Source organism: Erythrobacter sp. YT30 (assembly GCF_001542875.1).
Lineage (GTDB): Bacteria > Pseudomonadota > Alphaproteobacteria > Sphingomonadales > Sphingomonadaceae > Erythrobacter.
Genome location: NZ_LMAF01000002.1, coordinates 1,200,151 through 1,216,677 on the forward strand (window position 1 = coordinate 1,200,151; position 16,527 = coordinate 1,216,677).

At 57.2% G+C, this 16,527-nt stretch carries 22 protein-coding genes; 14 read left to right on the forward strand and 8 right to left on the reverse strand.

Annotated features, from left to right (window positions below):
* Positions 1-119 precede the first annotated feature (119 nt).
* The 8 genes from AUC45_RS10380 to AUC45_RS10410 all read left to right on the forward strand — a co-directional run bounded on the left by AUC45_RS10380 (position 120) and on the right by AUC45_RS10410 (position 6,559).
* Positions 120-620 (forward strand): hypothetical protein, encoded by a 501-nt coding sequence (locus AUC45_RS10380; RefSeq protein ID WP_067601994.1) that lies wholly within the window; start codon positions 120-122, stop codon positions 618-620.
* 144 nt (positions 621-764) lie between these two features.
* Positions 765-1,694, forward strand: a complete 930-nt coding sequence (locus AUC45_RS10385; protein ID WP_067601997.1) for an alpha/beta fold hydrolase — start codon at positions 765-767, stop codon at positions 1,692-1,694.
* A 27-nt stretch (positions 1,695-1,721) separates the two neighbouring features.
* The gene (locus AUC45_RS10390; protein WP_067602000.1) at positions 1,722-2,429 is read left to right on the forward strand and encodes a sulfotransferase family protein; all 708 of its coding nucleotides are present in this window, start codon (positions 1,722-1,724) and stop codon (positions 2,427-2,429) included.
* Positions 2,430-2,938: 509 nt separating this feature from the next.
* Positions 2,939-4,984, forward strand: coding sequence for a ribonucleoside-diphosphate reductase subunit alpha (locus AUC45_RS10395; RefSeq protein ID WP_067602003.1), 2,046 nt, complete (start codon positions 2,939-2,941; stop codon positions 4,982-4,984).
* Positions 4,985-5,160: 176 nt separating this feature from the next.
* Entirely contained in the window at positions 5,161-5,499 is a 339-nt protein-coding gene (locus AUC45_RS15760) for a hypothetical protein (protein WP_156423819.1), read from the forward strand.
* 111 nt (positions 5,500-5,610) lie between these two features.
* Positions 5,611-5,958 carry a PilZ domain-containing protein gene (locus tag AUC45_RS10400; RefSeq protein WP_156423820.1) on the forward strand — a complete coding sequence of 116 codons (348 nt, stop codon included), beginning with the start codon at positions 5,611-5,613 and terminating at the stop codon, positions 5,956-5,958.
* Positions 5,959-6,066: 108 nt separating this feature from the next.
* Positions 6,067-6,252, forward strand: coding sequence for a hypothetical protein (locus tag AUC45_RS10405; RefSeq protein ID WP_067602009.1), 186 nt, complete (start codon positions 6,067-6,069; stop codon positions 6,250-6,252).
* Positions 6,253-6,268: 16 nt separating this feature from the next.
* Positions 6,269-6,559 carry a hypothetical protein gene (locus AUC45_RS10410; RefSeq protein WP_067602012.1) on the forward strand — a complete coding sequence of 97 codons (291 nt, stop codon included), beginning with the start codon at positions 6,269-6,271 and terminating at the stop codon, positions 6,557-6,559.
* Here AUC45_RS10410 and AUC45_RS10415 read toward each other — a convergent pair.
* The 5 genes from AUC45_RS10415 to AUC45_RS10435 all read right to left on the reverse strand — a co-directional run bounded on the left by AUC45_RS10415 (position 6,556) and on the right by AUC45_RS10435 (position 9,819).
* Entirely contained in the window at positions 6,556-7,101 is a 546-nt protein-coding gene (locus tag AUC45_RS10415) for a hypothetical protein (protein ID WP_067602016.1), read from the reverse strand. The genes AUC45_RS10410 and AUC45_RS10415 overlap by 4 nt on opposite strands.
* A 9-nt stretch (positions 7,102-7,110) precedes the next feature.
* Positions 7,111-8,046, reverse strand: coding sequence for a phosphatidate cytidylyltransferase (locus AUC45_RS10420; protein WP_067602019.1), 936 nt, complete (start codon positions 8,044-8,046; stop codon positions 7,111-7,113).
* Positions 8,043-8,660: a lysophospholipid acyltransferase family protein gene (locus tag AUC45_RS10425; RefSeq protein WP_067602023.1), complete on the reverse strand. Its 618-nt coding sequence runs from the start codon at positions 8,658-8,660 to the stop codon at positions 8,043-8,045. Before AUC45_RS10425 ends, AUC45_RS10420 begins: the two co-directional genes overlap by 4 nt.
* The gene (locus tag AUC45_RS10430) at positions 8,657-9,286 is read right to left on the reverse strand and encodes a CDP-alcohol phosphatidyltransferase family protein (RefSeq protein WP_067602026.1); all 630 of its coding nucleotides are present in this window, start codon (positions 9,284-9,286) and stop codon (positions 8,657-8,659) included. Before AUC45_RS10430 ends, AUC45_RS10425 begins: the two co-directional genes overlap by 4 nt.
* A 191-nt stretch (positions 9,287-9,477) precedes the next feature.
* Positions 9,478-9,819 carry a hypothetical protein gene (locus AUC45_RS10435; protein WP_067602029.1) on the reverse strand — a complete coding sequence of 114 codons (342 nt, stop codon included), beginning with the start codon at positions 9,817-9,819 and terminating at the stop codon, positions 9,478-9,480.
* A gap of 250 nt (positions 9,820-10,069) precedes the next feature.
* Between AUC45_RS10435 and AUC45_RS10440 the strand changes: the two genes are divergently transcribed.
* The 3 genes from AUC45_RS10440 to AUC45_RS10450 all read left to right on the forward strand — a co-directional run bounded on the left by AUC45_RS10440 (position 10,070) and on the right by AUC45_RS10450 (position 12,454).
* Positions 10,070-11,113 (forward strand): ribonucleotide-diphosphate reductase subunit beta, encoded by a 1,044-nt coding sequence (locus tag AUC45_RS10440; RefSeq protein ID WP_067602032.1) that lies wholly within the window; start codon positions 10,070-10,072, stop codon positions 11,111-11,113.
* Between the two features lie 87 nt (positions 11,114-11,200).
* Positions 11,201-11,851: an MT-A70 family methyltransferase gene (locus tag AUC45_RS10445; protein ID WP_369815243.1), complete on the forward strand. Its 651-nt coding sequence runs from the start codon at positions 11,201-11,203 to the stop codon at positions 11,849-11,851.
* Positions 11,852-11,854: 3 nt separating this feature from the next.
* Positions 11,855-12,454, forward strand: a complete 600-nt coding sequence (locus AUC45_RS10450) for a BglII/BstYI family type II restriction endonuclease (protein WP_067602035.1) — start codon at positions 11,855-11,857, stop codon at positions 12,452-12,454.
* A 70-nt stretch (positions 12,455-12,524) separates the two neighbouring features.
* On the opposite strand, the gene AUC45_RS10455 is transcribed toward AUC45_RS10450, so the two are convergent.
* Both AUC45_RS10455 and AUC45_RS10460 read right to left on the reverse strand, forming a co-directional pair.
* A complete protein-coding gene (locus AUC45_RS10455; protein WP_067602038.1) occupies positions 12,525-13,493 on the reverse strand; it encodes a hypothetical protein in 969 nt (322 codons plus the stop codon).
* A 62-nt stretch (positions 13,494-13,555) separates the two neighbouring features.
* Positions 13,556-14,032, reverse strand: coding sequence for a hypothetical protein (locus AUC45_RS10460; RefSeq protein WP_067602041.1), 477 nt, complete (start codon positions 14,030-14,032; stop codon positions 13,556-13,558).
* Between the two features lie 99 nt (positions 14,033-14,131).
* Here AUC45_RS10460 and AUC45_RS10465 point away from each other — a divergent pair, with 99 nt between their 5' ends.
* The gene (locus tag AUC45_RS10465; RefSeq protein ID WP_067602044.1) at positions 14,132-14,668 is read left to right on the forward strand and encodes a DUF4440 domain-containing protein; all 537 of its coding nucleotides are present in this window, start codon (positions 14,132-14,134) and stop codon (positions 14,666-14,668) included.
* A 74-nt stretch (positions 14,669-14,742) separates the two neighbouring features.
* Positions 14,743-15,000, forward strand: a complete 258-nt coding sequence (locus AUC45_RS10470; protein ID WP_067602047.1) for a YdcH family protein — start codon at positions 14,743-14,745, stop codon at positions 14,998-15,000.
* A gap of 177 nt (positions 15,001-15,177) precedes the next feature.
* Here AUC45_RS10470 and AUC45_RS10475 read toward each other — a convergent pair whose 3' ends face one another.
* The gene (locus AUC45_RS10475; protein ID WP_233998687.1) at positions 15,178-15,840 is read right to left on the reverse strand and encodes a hypothetical protein; all 663 of its coding nucleotides are present in this window, start codon (positions 15,838-15,840) and stop codon (positions 15,178-15,180) included.
* A 150-nt stretch (positions 15,841-15,990) separates the two neighbouring features.
* On the opposite strand from AUC45_RS10475, the gene AUC45_RS10480 reads away from it, so the two are divergent.
* The gene (locus tag AUC45_RS10480; RefSeq protein WP_067602050.1) at positions 15,991-16,527 is read left to right on the forward strand and encodes a DsrE family protein; all 537 of its coding nucleotides are present in this window, start codon (positions 15,991-15,993) and stop codon (positions 16,525-16,527) included.

Below are 16,527 nucleotides of genomic sequence, written 5' to 3' on the forward strand. Positions count from 1 at the left end.
TTACTCTGTGCCGTCGTGTCCCGATCGACTGCGAATGCCGTTTCCTGCGGGTTCGGGTACTGCCTGCGCTGCGCGACGTTTCCGGCCGATCATCCAGACAACCCCGAAAGGATGATCCAATGACCAATTTCTCAAAGATCGCCGCCATCCCCCTGCTTGCCGCCGCTGCCACTTTCTCGCTCGCGGTGCCTGCCACCGCTGGGGGAGATGACAACAAGACAATCATCGTGACGAAGATGTCTGAATGGAAAGAGCAGGCGAACAAGAAGCTCAATCGGGCTCTCACTCGTAACCCGACCAACCGCGTTGGCGTTCCCGCTGAAGGGATTGTGCAGCTCGGCTTTCGGCTTGATGAAAAGGGCCGCGCGACCGACTTCAAAGTGCTCACTAACACGGCCAATCGCCCGGCGGTTGAAACGGCTGAATACGCTTTGAAGCGGATGGGTGATATGCGCGATGCACCTGTGGCGGATGCGCAGAAAGCGCTTTTCCGCGCGGATATCGTGTTTGCCGATGATCTTGCCACAAGGAACAAGCTGCTGGCTGAACTCAACCAGAAACGCAGCACGCAAGTCGCATCAAACGCTGGCGGCCCCGTCTACATCGCGTTTGGTAGCTGAATTACGTAATTGTTCACCCTGAAATGGCACAAATTGCGGGGCAGGCAGACGCTTGTCCCGCAATTGCGCATTTGCGTTTGCGCGGGATAAGTTACTAAACCTGTCCAAACACTCACGCGGCGCAGAGCAATTCAGGGAGAACCCATGCCAACAATCACCACGACGACAACCGGGTTGGAGCTTTATTACGAAACGCACGGCAACCCGGAACATGAGACGATGTTGCTGGTGATGGGTCTGGGTGCGCAGATGACGCTGTGGCCCGAAGAATTTGTCGCCGCGATGGTTGATCGCGGGTTTCACACCGTGCTGTTCGATAATCGCGATATCGGTTTGAGCCAGAAGATGGGTGATGCGCGCGCGCCTGGCATTGCCTGGCAGGTCCTGCGCAAACGGTTCGGCTGGCCTGCGCCTGTGCCCTACACTCTCAAGGACATGGCAGATGATGCCGCGGGACTGCTCGGCGCGCTTGAGATTGAAAAGGCGCATGTCGTGGGCGCTTCGATGGGCGGAATGATCGCGCAGCTCATGGCGATCCATCACCGTCACAAAATGCACTCGCTGACTTCGATCATGTCGACCACGGGCAATCCCAAGCTGCCGCAGGCAGAGAAAGAAGCGATGGAGGTGCTTGTCGCGCCGCTTCCTTCGATGGAGGAGGAAGATCTCGTCGCGCATGGCATGCGCATTCGTGAGACAATCGGGTCGCCCGGTTTCCCCGGCGATCCTGAAAAACGCCGTGCTGTGGTGCTCAAGAATGTGCGCCGCAATGTTTATCCGGCCGGACTGCCCAGGCAGCTCGCGGCGATTATCGATGATGGTGACAGGCGCAAACGCCTTGAAGGTGTGACGACACCGACCCTGGTGCTTCACGGCGAGGGCGATCCGCTGGTCAAAGTCGAAGCGGGCCGCGAAACAGCCAAGCACATTCCCGGCGCAAAACTGGTGACGATACCTGGCTGGGGGCATGATCTGCCGCTCGATCTCACCGACACATTGGCAGACGAGATTGCAGCCCATGCCAAAGCAGCAAAAGCCAAATCTGCTCAGAATGCTGTGTTAGAGACAAGCTGAGGCCTTAAAAGCGCGCGGGGGGCGGAGATGGCGTTGCAAGTGATTGGAGCAGGCTTTGGCCGGACGGGGACGGCGTCCTTGAAAGCCGCGCTCGAAATTCTCGGCTACAACAATACCCACCACATGTTCGAAGTGATGGACAGCAAGGCGCAAATGAAGCTGTGGCACGACGTGGGAAAGGGCAAGGATCCCGATTGGGATGCGATTTATGATGGCTTTCCCGCCGCCGTCGATTTCCCCACCGCAGCGTATTGGCGCGAACTCACTGAATACTACCCAGACGCCAAAGTCATCCTGACCGTGCGCAGCGCCGACAGTTGGTGGAAAAGCGCGAGCTCCACGATCATTCCCATTGGCAGAGCGCCGCCTTTATGGGCTCGCAAGCTTATCCCGCCGATCCGCCAGAATGTTGAAATGACAAATGGCACAGTGTGGGACCGCATGTTTGATGGACGGCAATTTGAAGAAGACCATGCAAAGCGGGCATTCGAAAAGCACAACGCGGCGGTGCAGGCAGAATTGCCAGCCGAACGTCTGCTAGTCTTTGAAGTGAAACAGGGTTGGGAGCCGCTGTGCGAATTTCTGGGTAAACCCATCCCCGATGAACCATTCCCGCATGCCAACGACACAGCCGAGTTTCAAAAGACCATTCGGAACATCAAATCAGGCTTTGCGATTTTTCACATTCTGGTGATCGCAGCGATAGCAGCGGGGCTTTGGGCACTTCTCACCTGATCGGATGAATTCGCATCATGGCAAACGGCCTTCGGGCCAAAGCCGCGCAAGATGATTGCCGTTACGGATTCGATTAGACCGGCGATTGATTCACATGATTCAATCACCACATTTTTCTTCACAGATTCAATTTGGGGCTTGCGCGGCTCGCGACTCTAGCTTTCTCCACGCGTCGCGGTGTGTGGGTTGGCCAACACACCGGAATTTCTGTCCGAAATAGGGTTAATATCGTGTTGACCGGAATCCGCGTCTGATTCAGTATCTAGTGGTTCGGTTCGCAAACGGACCCCTACAACTTGGTATTTCTTCCACGAGCCTCACCGGGCCCGGAAAGAGAAAGATTCGCCAAATTTGGGGGCAGGGGCGCAATCGGGGGAGACGTGTGGCGCCCTGCCTGTGGTCATCTGTGTGGATGATCTGTGGAGGGCCTGCGAACAGATAGGTATAGAACAGAATTGGAACATTCTGCTTGCGCAGATGTTCGATTCCGGGAATGAAATGGGGCCCAAATGGATTTCAAAGCGAGTGATGATGTGCCGGCAGAAAACAACACGGACGTGCTGGAAGATATCGAGACAAGTGCAGATGCAAAGTCAGATGCATCAGATGCAAAGGCAGTGAAAATGGATAAAGCCGATACAGGAAGCGAAGAGCTGATCGCTGCGAAAAGCGCAGAAGCGCTGGGCAAAGCTGTGGCTGCCGCTGCCAAGGAAGCGGCCACCCCGGACAGCAAGAAGGTGAATGATCGCCGCTTCGACATCAAAACCGACGAATCGCGCGATGCAAATCTCACCGAATTCGGCAAGGAAACCCTGATTGACCGGTATCTGCTGCCCGGTGAAAAATTTCAGGACCTGTTTGCCCGCGTTGCCGATGCCTATGCGGACGATGCCGAGCACGCACAGCGCCTGTACGATTACATCTCGAACCTGTGGTTCATGCCAGCAACGCCCGTTCTTTCAAATGGCGGCACATCGCGCGGCCTGCCGATCTCTTGCTATCTGAATTCGGTTGAAGACAGCCTCAACGGGATTGTCGGCACGTGGAACGAGAATGTCTGGCTCGCATCCAAAGGCGGCGGCATTGGCACCTATTGGGGCAATGTGCGCGGCATTGGGGAGCCAGTTGGGCTTAACGGCAAGACCAGCGGCATTATCCCGTTCGTACGCGTGATGGATTCGCTCACACTGGCCATCAGCCAGGGTTCGCTGCGGCGCGGTTCGGCTGCGTGTTATCTCGACGTGTCGCACCCGGAGATCGAGGAATTCCTCGAAATCCGCAAACCGTCTGGCGACTTCAACCGCAAGGCTTTGAACCTTCATCACGGCGTGCTGCTTACCGATGAATTTATGGAAGCGGTGCGCGATGGCGCTGAGTTTGAATTGAAATCACCCAAGACTGGCGAAGTGCGCGGCAAGGTCGATGCGCGTTCGCTGTTCCAGAAACTGGTCGAATGCCGCCTTGCAACAGGTGAGCCCTATATCGTGTTCAACGACACGGTGAACCGCATGATGCCAAAGCATCACCGCGATCTGGGTCTTAAGGTGTCTACCTCGAACCTGTGCTCTGAAATCACTCTGCCCACGGGCATCGATCACCTCGGCAATGATCGCACGGCTGTGTGCTGCCTGTCTTCGCTCAACCTTGAGAAATGGGATGAATGGAACGGCGACAAGCAATTCATCGAAGACGTGATGCGCTTCCTTGATAACGTGCTGCAGGACTATATCGACCGCGCACCGCCCGAAATGGAGCGCGCGCGCTATTCAGCCGAACGGGAGCGTTCGGTGGGCCTCGGTGTCATGGGCTTCCACTCCTTCCTCCAGCAAAAGGGCATGGGTTTTGAAAGCGCGATGGCGAAAGCCATCAACCTCAAAATGTTCAAGCATATCCAGGCCAAGGCATCCGAAGCCTCGATGCTGCTCGCGCAAGAGCGTGGGCCCTGCCCCGATGCCGCCGAAATGGGCGCAATGGAGCGTTTCAGCTGCAAGATGGCGATTGCACCAACCGCCTCGATCTCGATCATTTGCGGCGGAACATCTGCCTGTATCGAGCCGATCCCGGCGAACATCTACACGCACAAGACATTGTCGGGCAGCTTCATCGTCAAGAACCCATACCTTGAGAAGATCCTCGATAAAAAATCGAAGAATTCGAACAATGTGTGGAACTCGATCCTCGAAAACGGCGGCAGCGTCCAGCACCTCGATTTCCTCTCCAACGAGGAAAAGGCGAGCTTCAAGACGAGCTTTGAAATTGATCAGCGCTGGCTGCTCGAATTCGCCGCCGACCGCGCGCCCTACATCGATCAGGCGCAGTCGCTGAACCTGTTCATCCCGGCGGATGTCGATAAGTGGGATCTGATGATGCTGCACTTCCAGGCTTGGGAGAAAGGCATCAAGTCGCTCTATTATCTCCGCTCAAAATCGGTTCAGCGCGCAGGCTTTGCCGGCGGAGTGGAAGCGGACAACACCGCCGACGCGCCTGAAATCGCGCTCAAGGCTGAACTGGGCGAACAGCAGACCGATTACGAGGAATGCCTAAGCTGCCAGTGATACAAGAAGAATTAATGAGTTTCCGATTCTACTAGTCGGAAAAAGCTGAGGCCCGGTCCAGTTGCACCTGGAGCCGGGCCTCTGACTAACCACCCCGAGGGGGGCTGCCATTGCGAGATCACATTCTGTGAATGGGTCGTTTCAGTCAATCCCTCAAGATACAAAGGAATACTGAAATGACCTCATTCCATAGATTCAAAGGCTCCAGCGGTACTTGGTACCAATTTGCGATGGCCAGCATAGGCGTTCGCTGGGCATCTGGTATCGGCGTTTACATTTTTGCGCGTATCAAGCCTGATGGAAACTACGATATTCTCTATGTCGGTAGATCCAGCGATCTGGCAAATCGACCATCCCCGTCCCATGAAAAGTTTGAAGCTGCTAAACGATTGGGAATGACGCATGTAGGCGCAGCAATTTGCGCGACAGAGCGGCTATCTGATGCTGCGGAGCGTGACTTAATAGCCAAGTTTAGCCCACCATTAAACCAGCAGTTAGTCTCTCCCATAAGATAGAATAAACCCCCGCAGCGCCGCCCGGCTTTGCGGGGGTTTTTCTTGCCGCCTCCGTCATTTACCTTGCTCGTGAAAGACTTTGGTAACCACGTTCATGATACGCACGCGCGCATGAAGTCTCGCCAGTCCAGCCGTGTCGCGACCAACGCCACCGGATCCTATCGCACGCCCAAGGGGATGCAGTGGGATGTGGAGCTGGGCGATTTGTCGCATGGCGGATGCCGCGTGGAAGATCCGCGCGGCGGGCTGCGGCTGGGCGAATATGTGCGCATCTATATCGCGGGCACCGGGCCGCACATGGCGGAGGTTGCCTGGCGCAATTCGACGCAGGCAGGGCTCGCGTTTCTGCGCCCGCTTCCCCCGCGTCTCTTTACCCATCTGGCAGCAGCCGAATGGGATGCGGCCACCATCGCATTCAAGGAAACGCGCAACGAAGGCATGGTCCGACGCTTCGTTTGACGTGCGCGACATCGCGAGAATCAGACAAGCCCCTCGCGCTTAACGCTCTGATATGTCATACTGTCCTAATAGCGCTTGGGATCAGCGCGTAACATAAGGACGAAGCTCATGAACCTTCCTGTTGCCGCCGGTATTTTCGGCCTGATCGTCTCGATCATTTACCTGTTCAACGCGATGCGCGTTTTGCGGACATCGGGCATGGGTCACACCCACAATGCAGCGATGATCCATGCTGGCATGGCGGGCATATTCCTGCCGGCATGCCTTCTCATCATCTTTGCCTATATGCCGTGACAGCGCAGCGGACGCGATGAAGCCCGGCCGCATCCTGACAGCCTTCGCGCTTGTATTGCTGGTTTCCGCCTGTGCGCGGCAGATTGATGCAGGCGTAAGCGCTGCGCCCGATACACCCGGTTTCCTGTGGGGGCTATGGCACGGATTTATCTTCCCGTGGAGCTGGATCGGATCACTCTTCAGCCCGAATATCGCGGTTTACGCCGTTCCCAATTCGGGTGGCTGGTATGATTTCGGGTTCTTCCTCGGCATCACCGTTTTGGGCGGCGGCAGCTTTTTCGGTTCGAGGAAACGGCGGCGAGACTAGAAGCCCATCACGCTCCAATACCAGGCGTAAAACGCAATCCAGAAACCGGCGAAAATGCCCCAAACCGCGCGAGTGCCGATGCGCTCTGCCAGAAGCGGGCCGACCCATCCGGCGATAAGCGCAACCAGAGCAAAGCGCGGCAGCCGCGCGAGGATGGACGCGAGAAAAAACAGCGCCAGACTTCCAAAGCCGTGTGGGTAAGACGAGGCAGCAAAGGCGTAGAGCTTGTATGGGACGCCAGTGAAACTGCCGATCACCATGGCGAGCATGCCATTTTCTTCGAAACTGGCATCGACCTCATCGATCAGCGCGGCATCAATGGCCGGGACTGCCAGCATCCATTGATAGGCTCTCGCCGGATTATCGCCCGCCCAGATGCATAATGCCGTGCCGCCGATCCCGGCAAAAACCGCAGCGACCCCAGCCCCAAGCAGAGCCTTCCTCCAACCCGCTTTGATGCTCAAAGCCGCAATCGGCACGTCGGCGACGACGAAAAACAACGTCGCTTCAGCCAGCGCCCAGATCGCGATCAGCACGAGCACCTGCGCCGCCTATGGCACGAAGAAATAATGGACGAGGTGGAAGAACACAGGCGCTGCAAAGCTGACCGAATCCATCCGATCAAGCGCGCCGCCATGCCCTTCGATCATGGTGCCCCAATCCTTTGCGCCCAATGATCGTTTGACGGCCGAGAGCACCAGCCCGCCAGCAAAGCCTGCGAATACGATTGTGCCTGCAAGCAGCCCTGCTTCGATCGGGTTGAACGGCGTGATCCAGAACAGGCCCGCACCGATCGCCGAAGCGGTAAGCCCACCGCCAATCAGGCCTTCCCAAGTCTTGGCCGGGCTCACGCGCGGGGCGACCTTGTGTTTGCCGAAAAGCTTTCCGAACACGTACTGCATCACGTCCGACAATTGCACCACAGTGATGAGGAAGAAGAGCAGCAGGAAATTCTCCTCAAAGCCCGGAATGTCGAGCAAGAGCAATGCGGGTGCGTGGCTGATGCAGAAGACGTTGAGCATCAGTGCCCACTGAATGCGCGATGATCGGGTGAGGAAATCGGTCGTCTCGCCTTTGAGCACCGCCAGCAAAGGCAGCAGCAGGAATGCCCAAACGGGGATCAGGATGGTGAAAAGCCCCTGCCAATCGCTCCAAATCAGCCAGTATTGCAGCGGTATGAAAAGGTAGAACGCGGCAACAGTCGCGCTGTGATCTTCGGCGCGGGTGGGCGTGATCGAGAGAAATTCGCGCAGGCAGTAAAAACTGGTGAGCGCGAACAGCAGAACCGTGATTGTCTTGCCGAAATAGAATGCGACCGCGAAGATCGCGATCATCATCCACCACGCCTTGATCCGGGCATTGAGGTTGGAAACGGTCGCAATTCCGCCTTCCGAAGTGACCCGGCGCGACAGGACAAAGCCGATGATCGAGGCGACAGTCAGCAGCGCGAACACTCCGCCGAACAGCGTCATCATGGTCGGGTTCATTGCGCGGCCTCCGTGTCTGCCAACTCCACGACCGCGGCCTGCGCGCGGGCGAGAAATGCTGCCTTGTCTTCGCCATCAGCGATTTTGAAAGGCGTGCCGAAGTTCGCAGAAGAGCTGATCGGGGCGGGCAGGATCGCGCCTTTTGGATAGGCGCGAGCGAGATTGGTGAGATAAACGGGCACCAGCTCGGCCTCGGGAAATTCCTTCGCCAGATGATAAAGCCCCGCCTTGAAATCGCCGGGGACGGGTTCGTTGCGGCGCGTGCCTTCGGGAAAGATGATGAGCGAATGACCCTTGCTCAGCGCCTCGCGCATGGGAGCAAGAGGGTCTTTAGCGCCGCTGCGTTCAACCAGCACTGCGTTCAGCACGCCCAGTGCAACAAAGCGCTGCACTGGCCCTGTGCCCCAGTAATCATGCGCGGCCACAGGGTGCGTAGTCTCGCGCAGATAGGCGGGCAATGCCGCGACCATGATCAGCGTATCGAGGTGGCTGGCGTGATTGGCGAAATAGATCCGCTGCCTGGTCGAAGGCTCGCACCCACGCCAGCGCGGATGGCCGCCGACCAGAAACCGCGTCGCGGCAAACAGGATCTCCCCTGCAATCCGCGCGATCATTTTGCTTGGCTCTTGAGCAGCTTGGCAATCCGCATGGTGCGGATGATACAGGTGAGCGCGCTGCCCAAGACGATAATCCAGAGCGTGCCGATCAGCGCCGCTTCCGGCCTTGGCAAGAAAAACGCGGCGATTGCGGCCACTGTCAGCAGGAACATCCGGTGCTGCTTTGCCATCGGGCCGACAAAGTCCTGATCGAACCCCAATGCGCCACCGGTTGCGCGGACATAGGCGGTGCCGAATGCGAGGATGGTCGCGCCATATCCCAGTTCCGGCGCGCCTGCCGCATAGCCAAACGCGACCAGAAGCAGCGCATCCTCGATCCTGTCGGGCAATTCGTTGAAAAGCGCGCCTGTCGGTGAAGACTTGCCTTCCTCTACCGCGACCAGCCCATCGAGCATATTGGCAAGCAAACGCAGCTGAATGCCGAGCGCTCCGCCGAGCCAGAGCCATTGGCTTGCCTTGCCATCGCCCGCCAACCAAAAGCACCATGCACCAGCTGCCGCGAACAGCACGCCAATGGTGGAGATCGCATTCGGGGTGAGGCCTGCGTTTGCAAGGCCGCTCGCCAATGCTTTCGCCCAGCCTGCGCTGCGCGTCTTCAAAGGCCGCCTGCTTGCCCGTGTCATGAAATGTGATCCCCCCCGCACCGCAATTAAGTGGTTGAGCGCAGTCTATCGCCGCAATTGGTTAAACAAAAGCGAGATTTAGCTGATTTTCGGCGAGGTCGGGGTGGGGAATGGGCGCCGGGCTCACCCCACAAAAAACCGCCCGACACCATGGGTGCGGACGGTTTGTTGCTCGTGTGTAGAGCGCGGTGTTAGCGCGAAAGATCATCGCTGTTGCGCTCTGCCGGGTTCCAGTCCTTTTGCAGAACCGGCTCTTCCAGCGCGCCACCGGGGCGGCCAAAGGCTGTTTGCGCAGCGCTCGGCTCACTCGTTTGTTCTTCATAGCGCGGGGCGCGATTGTTCTCGTCATTATCGTCAGAGCTTGATTGCGCGGTTTCTGCGCCTTCGTCGCTGTCGTCATTCTCGCTGCGGAACTTGTGTTCCTGCGGGCCGGTGCGTGCGGGTTCAATCGGGCGATTGTCTGATTTCGTCAGTGTAATGTTGCGGCTGTCGCCATCGGGATAGGGGCCGGTGATCGGATTATCGGTGGCCATAGGGTGCTCCTGTAATTCGTGTTATGCTATACTAAAGCAATGGATTGACCGGCCCGATCGTTCCGAAAATGTGCGCGCTTGCATGGCCTGCATCTTAAGATGATGAGCCCCGCGCAACACCCGCCCGATGCGACTCGCTTCGACTCAGATTTTGCACGGTCTATCCCCAGCGAATCATACGTGCTTGCCTGTCGCATCGTAGTTTGATTCCCTATATAGATTGGCCAACACGCGAAGAAGGAAACACAAGATGTCGTTGCTCGAAGCCCGCAAGACCTACAAGCCGTTCGAATATCCATGGGCATACGACTTTTGGAAACGCCAGCAGCAAATCCACTGGATGCCCGAGGAAGTGCCCTTGGGAGAGGATTGCCGCGACTGGGCCCAAAACCTCACCGAGCATGAGCGCAATCTGCTCACGCAGATCTTCCGTTTCTTCACCCAGGCCGATGTCGAGGTGCAGGATTGCTACCACGACAAATATGGCCGCGTGTTCAAGCCGACCGAGATCAAGATGATGCTCGCCGCCTTCTCCAATATGGAGACGGTGCACATCGCGGCATACAGCCACCTGCTCGACACGATCGGCATGCCCGAAAGCGAATATTCCGCCTTCCTCGAATATGAGGAAATGGCCGACAAGCATGATTACATGCACCAGTTCAGCGTCGATTCTGACGAAGATATCGCGCGCACGCTTGCCATGTTTGGCGGCTTTACCGAAGGGCTGCAGCTGTTCGCATCGTTTGCGATGCTGATGAACTTCCCGCGCCACAACAAGATGAAAGGCATGGGGCAGATCGTCAGCTGGTCAGTCCGCGACGAATCGCTCCACTGCGAAGGCATCATCAAGATGTTCCACACCTTCTGCGCCGAGCGTGACTGCCTGACCAAGTCGGTCAAGGAAGACATCATCGACATCTGCCAGAAAACCGTGCGCCTCGAAGATGCGTTTATCGATCTCGCGTTCGAAATGGGCCCGGTTGAGGGCATGAGCGCGAAGGAAATCAAGAAATACATCCGCTACATCGCCGATTGGCGGTTGAAGCAGCTGGGTCTCCAGGAAATCTACATGATCGACGAGCACCCACTGCCCTGGCTCACCCCGCTCCTCAATGGTGTCGAACACGCCAACTTCTTCGAAACCCGCGCGACGGAGTATTCAAAGGGCGCGACCACCGGCAATTGGAACGACGTGTGGTCAAGCTTCGACAAGCGCCAGAAGGCGAAGGCAGTCAACGAAGACCAAGCCGCGCCCGAAGGCGATGTGGATATGTTTGAAGCTGCGGAGTGATAAAACCGCCGATATCGAGCAATGCTAGCTTGACCTTACCTCCACTTTGATTCAGATCTCGTTTTGTTCCAAAGTGGAGGCCATCAATTGTTAGACCCATCGGGAAGCCAAGAGCCTGCAGCTAGCCTGCTTCGCACTGCAAATGGTCAGCAATATGGGACCATACTTGCTGATCCACCTTGGCAGTTTCAGAATCGGACCGGGAAAGTAGCACCTGAGCATAAGCGTCTAAATCGCTACGAGACGATGACTCTGGATGACATCTGCGAGTTGCCGGTCTCCGAGATCGCGGCGGACCGTGCCCATCTCTATCTCTGGGTTCCCAATGCATTATTGCCCGACGGTATGCGCGTTATGCAAGAATGGGGCTTTCGCTATGTCTCAAACATCATCTGGGAAAAGGTCCGTAAAGACGGCGGTCCCGATGGTCGCGGGGTCGGCTTCTACTTCCGAAATGTGACTGAAATTCTGCTTTTCGGGGTGCGCGGTAAGAATGTTAGAACACTCGATCCAGGTCGCCGGCAGGTAAATATTATCCGCAGCCAAAAGCGAGAGCATAGCCGCAAGCCCGATGAGCAATATCCCATCATTGAGGGATGTAGTTGGGGACCACGGATTGAATTGTTTAGCCGTGGCGTTCGCGACGGATGGACGGTTTGGGGCAATCAAGCTGATGAGGATTACCGGCCAGACTGGTCAACGTACTCGCACAATAGCGCGGCGCTCGCTTCGGAATGATCTGTGACAACTGACCATTTGGTCCCTTCTGATATTTCCAACAGCTATGAAGTTCACGAGTGGCGCAATGCTGTTGGTGTTCTTCAGACAGCTTGCCCAAGTGAATGGGACGAAATCCAAGCCGCATTGCGCAGTTTCCGTCTTCTCCGGTCTGAGGTCCTCGCACCTGGTAAGAACCGTTCATCGATTGTTGCCCGTCTCGAACAGCCATTAAAAGACAACGGTTGGGTTGAAACACAGTTTGATACTGCGATCGTTGTTGATGGGGCGGCACGCCCATCGCCTACGCACAAGGTCGATTGTTTCAAAGGACGCGTAGCTTTGGAGGTTGAGTGGAATAACAAAGACCCTTTCTACGACCGAGACCTAAACAACTTCCGATTGCTTTTCGATCTGCAAGTGATCGATGTGGGCGTCATCATCACCAGATGCAGCGAACTGCAAAAGATCTTCGATGAGCTGGGCAAGGGAAAAAGCTATGGCAACTCAACAACGCACATGGGAAAACTACTGCCTAGGCTAAGAGGTGGAGCGGGCGGCGGTTGCCCAATCGTTGTCTTCGGGATCAGCGAACGCATCTACGTTGAAGACGCATTGATCTGATTTTTTGGCACTTTCTGTCAAAACTTTTCGGAGTCCGGGATGATGTGTTTGGGAGGATTAGGCCAAACCCCTACCGATACTCCCCCTTCTCATACGCGGTCACAATACCCGGGCTTGGCACCCGGCATGTTGACCTTGCATCGAAGAAGTACATGCACACGGGCCGTCCATCCCTGAAAGCCACTTGCACCGAGCCGTTCTGAATTTGCCCCATCTGATTAAAGCGGTAGCGGGCGCTGATATTGGTGGGGCGGCCTGATGCGTCCTTTTGCGTCACCAATACGTTTGAGACGCTTCCGGGCAGGTAGCGGTTGAACATCCAGCCGCGCGCGTTCTCTCCGATCAGCGCGTCGACCATTTTGCCATAGTCCGATGGCACATAGGCCCCGCCGCCGCCTCTGGTCGAAGCGAGCGTTGCGCCGCCTGCCAGTTTGAGCGCCGCCTCGCCCGATCCGAACCGTTCCAGATTGGCCTGAAACCGTTTTAACGCCGGGCTGGTGCAGGAATTCTGGCCGAGCAGCGTGTCCATATCGCCTTGGGCAGCGAGCGCGACATCGGTGATGCGGCGCGAATAGGCCGTCGGGTCCCCGCCCTGCGTGGGGAAAACGCTGCCAACCACATCGCGTGCCTGTTTGGCCTCAAGCCTTTTGGAAATGCTCATCAGGCCGGGATCGGCAAAGCGGCCCGTGCCATAGGTTTCATATTGTGCGCATGTCCGGCTGATCTCGACCCCAAAACCGTTGCGCGTCACGCGTTCGGCCACGCAGCGTTCCGCCATGATCTCCACCTTGTTGGCAGGCAGGGCATTGGGGCATCGTCGCGAAAACGCATTGATGTATTCGCGAAGGACAAAGGCATAGGCATCGCCTTCGGGCTGCAACCGCGCATTGGCAAAATCGCCGAGGTAAATCGCAGAAACCTCGCTCTCGTAATTGAGCCCTGCAACTTTGAGGCTGCCGGGTTTCAGGCTCGATTGCGCCACCGCTGCAGACGCCGAAAGCACGGTGAGGATTGAAACGAGTTTAAGCGCGAATTTCATTGGCAGCCCCCTGACAAAGATGTTCCGCATTGGGTATCACAATGCCCGCCTGATTTCACGGATTAAGAACCGGATATCGCGCCCAGCTTTACGCCGCCCAGCAGCACTCGCGAATACCAGACATGGGCTTGCAAAAGCGATCGCCACCCCGATTGCTCAATCCCGCCAACCCATGATCCGAAGAGCAGGCGGGTGTGATCGCCCGATGGCTTGACTGCAAACCAGCTGGCTGTTCCTGAACCCTTGGAATGGAACAGCGCTTCGCTCTCGCGGCGCTCGAAAACGCGCCATGCGCCAAAGCTTTCGGCCTCGCCCGTCGCAATGGCGCGAGCATCTGCGCGCGATGATGGACCGGCGATCAGCTTGAGGATGATCCGCTCCGGCAGGAAGGTGGCGCTGCAATAAAACCCCTCAATAAACTGGGAGAGGGAGACGGTGCCCGGAACATCGCGGTAAAAGCAGTCGCGATAATCACCAGCGTCGCCAAATCCGGCAAGCAGGCTGTCTCGGGGAATGGGGATGGCGGCGGTTTTGGACATGGGTGAGAGCTAGCAAAAACCTTGTCGATAGAATGCGCTCTTGCGTCAACGCCGCGCCACTGTATTGTCGCCACAATACACCTGGAGGGAATGATTTCAATGGTTTTGACACTTGCGCTTATGCTCGCTCAGCCCGAAGCAACTGAAGGGGCAGCGCCCATTCCTCCGCTTGAAGAGGCGGCAAGGCAGGTTGAGGCGCGCGATGCGGAGCTTTTCTGGAACGCGTTTGAAGGGTGCGATGGGGACAAGGTGCGCGCGCTCATCACCGATGATTTTCGCATGGTGCACGATATCGCCGGAATGGTCGTCGGCAATGGCGATGAGTTCGCGAGGCAGATCAGCCAGAGCTGCGCGGACCGCGCGCCCGGTGGAGCCTCCGAAGGGTATCGGAACAAGCGCTTGCTCACCGCCGGATCGCAAGAGGTGACGCCGATTGGCGAATGGGGCGTGCTGCAGCGCGGCTGGCACACTTTCCACGAATGGCGCGGGGAAGATGCCGGTTGGGAGCAGGTGGGCGGTGCGCGCTTTATCAATCTGTGGAAATGGATGCCGGATGAGGGCGTTTTTAGGATGCAGGAAACGATCAGCGTCGATCACGCAGCAGCGCTGCCCTATCCTCCTGTGACGGCAGAATAGCGTTTGATCTTGGTCAAAGCGCGGGGGTTGCTCTTGGGTTAGGTGGGGACATCACGGGAGAAGGAGAACCCATAGTGTCCGCTCACACACCGCATCAATTGTCCGATGAATTTCCGCACGATACGGACGCACTGCATCAGCTCAAACTGAAGAGCGCGCATTTTCGCAATCTGTCCGATCGCTACAGCGTTCTTAACCGGTCGATCCACCGGATCGAGGTGGAGGTTGATGGCGCCTCTGATGCCTATCTGACGCGGCTGCGCAAACAGCGGCTCTCGCTGCTCGATGAAATCGCGATCATGCTGGAGGATGCTGAAACAGTGAGCGCGTGAAGGGGAGAGGTGGCTTCTCGATAAGAGATTGCCCGTCGCCTCCTGCTTTTGAAGGGCAACTCGCCGCGCAGGTGAAAGAGGGACACCTGGACAGCGGACGGTATGAGAGCAGCGTCTGAGGCGAGGCGCTGCTCTCGCCATGTCTATTGGCTTGGATGTCTACTGGCTGGGCGAGCCTTACTCCCAACCCCATGCAGGTGGTGGGGTGTCCACTTCCTGTGTGAGGTCAAACTCGACACGGAACAGCCGGTCTTCAAGCGCGCCGCCTTCAACAGTGCGTTCGAGCTGATAGGCAAAGGTGGGGTCTGCCGCTTGCACCGGGTCCACTTCGATGGACCAGACGTTGGTGACAGAAGCATAGAGGCCCTCGCGATCGAACAGGGCGATGCTGAAATCGTCGACAGGGAAGGCTTGCGAGCGGGCAGACCCCTTATCCGCCGTATCGCCGCCATACATGGTGACGGCATCGCTCTGGCCATCTTCGTGGCGATGATCGTGTTTGAGGCGCAGGCCTGTGTCGGTGCGGGTGACAAGCCAGGTGCGCGATCTGTCCCATTCGCCGTCTTGTTGGACGTGAAAGGGAATGGCGATCCGATCCTCGGAGCATTCGGCAACGTGCATGATCATGGGTGCGCCTTTGAAGTCCACGTCCATGGGATTGTCGCTGACGAGTTCGCCTGCATAGGATTTGCCGCAATGGGTGGAAAGCGTTTGCCAGAACACGTCATGCCAATCGGGCGTGGGATCGGAATGCAGGTTCGGATGCGTCTCGCAAGCCGTGAGAAGGGCGCAAGACAGCGAAAGCGCGGTGCAGGTTCGGAGCAAGGAAGGTTGCATCATCGGGATAGGATTAGCGCGAGGTGGTTGTCTTGTCGTGTTAAATTGCGGATTGCTCTCAATTGCGGTCCCTATCAATTGTAAGGGGCTGGCGCTCAGGAGTTGCTGCGCGGGCACTACGAATTCGTACCGATCGATAAGAGGATACTGCAAATGACAAACCACCCATTTTCGCTTGCCGCAGCCGCTGCATTTTGTGCAGCCGCATTGATGGTGCCCGCGCTCGCCGATGATCATGGGGGCAAAGTGGTGGTCGAGAATGAAATGGAGTTTCCCGCCGATGCGGTGTGGAAGCACAGCTTTGATGCGTATGAGGCCAAAGCAGGCGAAGTGAATGCATCGCTGCGCCGCGCGCTTTCGTTCTCAAAAGCGATGGAGGCCGAGGGGATTGATCCCTCGCGCGTAAAAGTGGCGGTGGTGATCCACGGACCCTCGGTTTTCGATGTCGCGAGTGATGCGCGCTATGCAGCGAAGCACGACACGGGCGACACCGATTACGATGCCAATCCGAGTGCCGAAACCGTGGCTGAATTGATCGAACGCGGAGCTGAAATCTGGGTGTGCGGATTTGCAGCCAATTATCACAAGGTCGGCAATAGCGATCTGCTGCCCGGCGTGAAGATGGCGCCCACGGGCACCGTTGCCCATGCCGAATTGCAGCGGCGCGGTTTTGGGATCAACGCTTACTAG

What these genes read in the sequence shown, in the direction of transcription:
- AUC45_RS10380 (WP_067601994.1), top strand. Translation starts at nt 120, where the DNA reads ATGACCAATTTCTCAAAGATCGCCGCCATCCCCCTGCTTGCCGCCGCT.
- AUC45_RS10385 (WP_067601997.1), top strand. Translation starts at nt 765, where the DNA reads ATGCCAACAATCACCACGACGACAACCGGGTTGGAGCTTTATTACGAA.
- AUC45_RS10390 (WP_067602000.1), top strand. Translation starts at nt 1,722, where the DNA reads ATGGCGTTGCAAGTGATTGGAGCAGGCTTTGGCCGGACGGGGACGGCG.
- AUC45_RS10395 (WP_067602003.1), top strand. Translation starts at nt 2,939, where the DNA reads ATGGATTTCAAAGCGAGTGATGATGTGCCGGCAGAAAACAACACGGAC.
- AUC45_RS15760 (WP_156423819.1), top strand. Translation starts at nt 5,161, where the DNA reads ATGACCTCATTCCATAGATTCAAAGGCTCCAGCGGTACTTGGTACCAA.
- AUC45_RS10400 (WP_156423820.1), top strand. Translation starts at nt 5,611, where the DNA reads ATGAAGTCTCGCCAGTCCAGCCGTGTCGCGACCAACGCCACCGGATCC.
- AUC45_RS10405 (WP_067602009.1), top strand. Translation starts at nt 6,067, where the DNA reads ATGAACCTTCCTGTTGCCGCCGGTATTTTCGGCCTGATCGTCTCGATC.
- AUC45_RS10410 (WP_067602012.1), top strand. Translation starts at nt 6,269, where the DNA reads ATGAAGCCCGGCCGCATCCTGACAGCCTTCGCGCTTGTATTGCTGGTT.
- AUC45_RS10420 (WP_067602019.1), bottom strand. Translation starts at nt 8,046, where the DNA reads ATGAACCCGACCATGATGACGCTGTTCGGCGGAGTGTTCGCGCTGCTG.
- AUC45_RS10425 (WP_067602023.1), bottom strand. Translation starts at nt 8,660, where the DNA reads ATGATCGCGCGGATTGCAGGGGAGATCCTGTTTGCCGCGACGCGGTTT.
- AUC45_RS10430 (WP_067602026.1), bottom strand. Translation starts at nt 9,286, where the DNA reads ATGACACGGGCAAGCAGGCGGCCTTTGAAGACGCGCAGCGCAGGCTGG.
- AUC45_RS10435 (WP_067602029.1), bottom strand. Translation starts at nt 9,819, where the DNA reads ATGGCCACCGATAATCCGATCACCGGCCCCTATCCCGATGGCGACAGC.
- AUC45_RS10440 (WP_067602032.1), top strand. Translation starts at nt 10,070, where the DNA reads ATGTCGTTGCTCGAAGCCCGCAAGACCTACAAGCCGTTCGAATATCCA.
- AUC45_RS10455 (WP_067602038.1), bottom strand. Translation starts at nt 13,493, where the DNA reads ATGAAATTCGCGCTTAAACTCGTTTCAATCCTCACCGTGCTTTCGGCG.
- AUC45_RS10460 (WP_067602041.1), bottom strand. Translation starts at nt 14,032, where the DNA reads ATGTCCAAAACCGCCGCCATCCCCATTCCCCGAGACAGCCTGCTTGCC.
- AUC45_RS10465 (WP_067602044.1), top strand. Translation starts at nt 14,132, where the DNA reads ATGGTTTTGACACTTGCGCTTATGCTCGCTCAGCCCGAAGCAACTGAA.
- AUC45_RS10475 (WP_233998687.1), bottom strand. Translation starts at nt 15,840, where the DNA reads ATGATGCAACCTTCCTTGCTCCGAACCTGCACCGCGCTTTCGCTGTCT.
- AUC45_RS10480 (WP_067602050.1), top strand. Translation starts at nt 15,991, where the DNA reads ATGACAAACCACCCATTTTCGCTTGCCGCAGCCGCTGCATTTTGTGCA.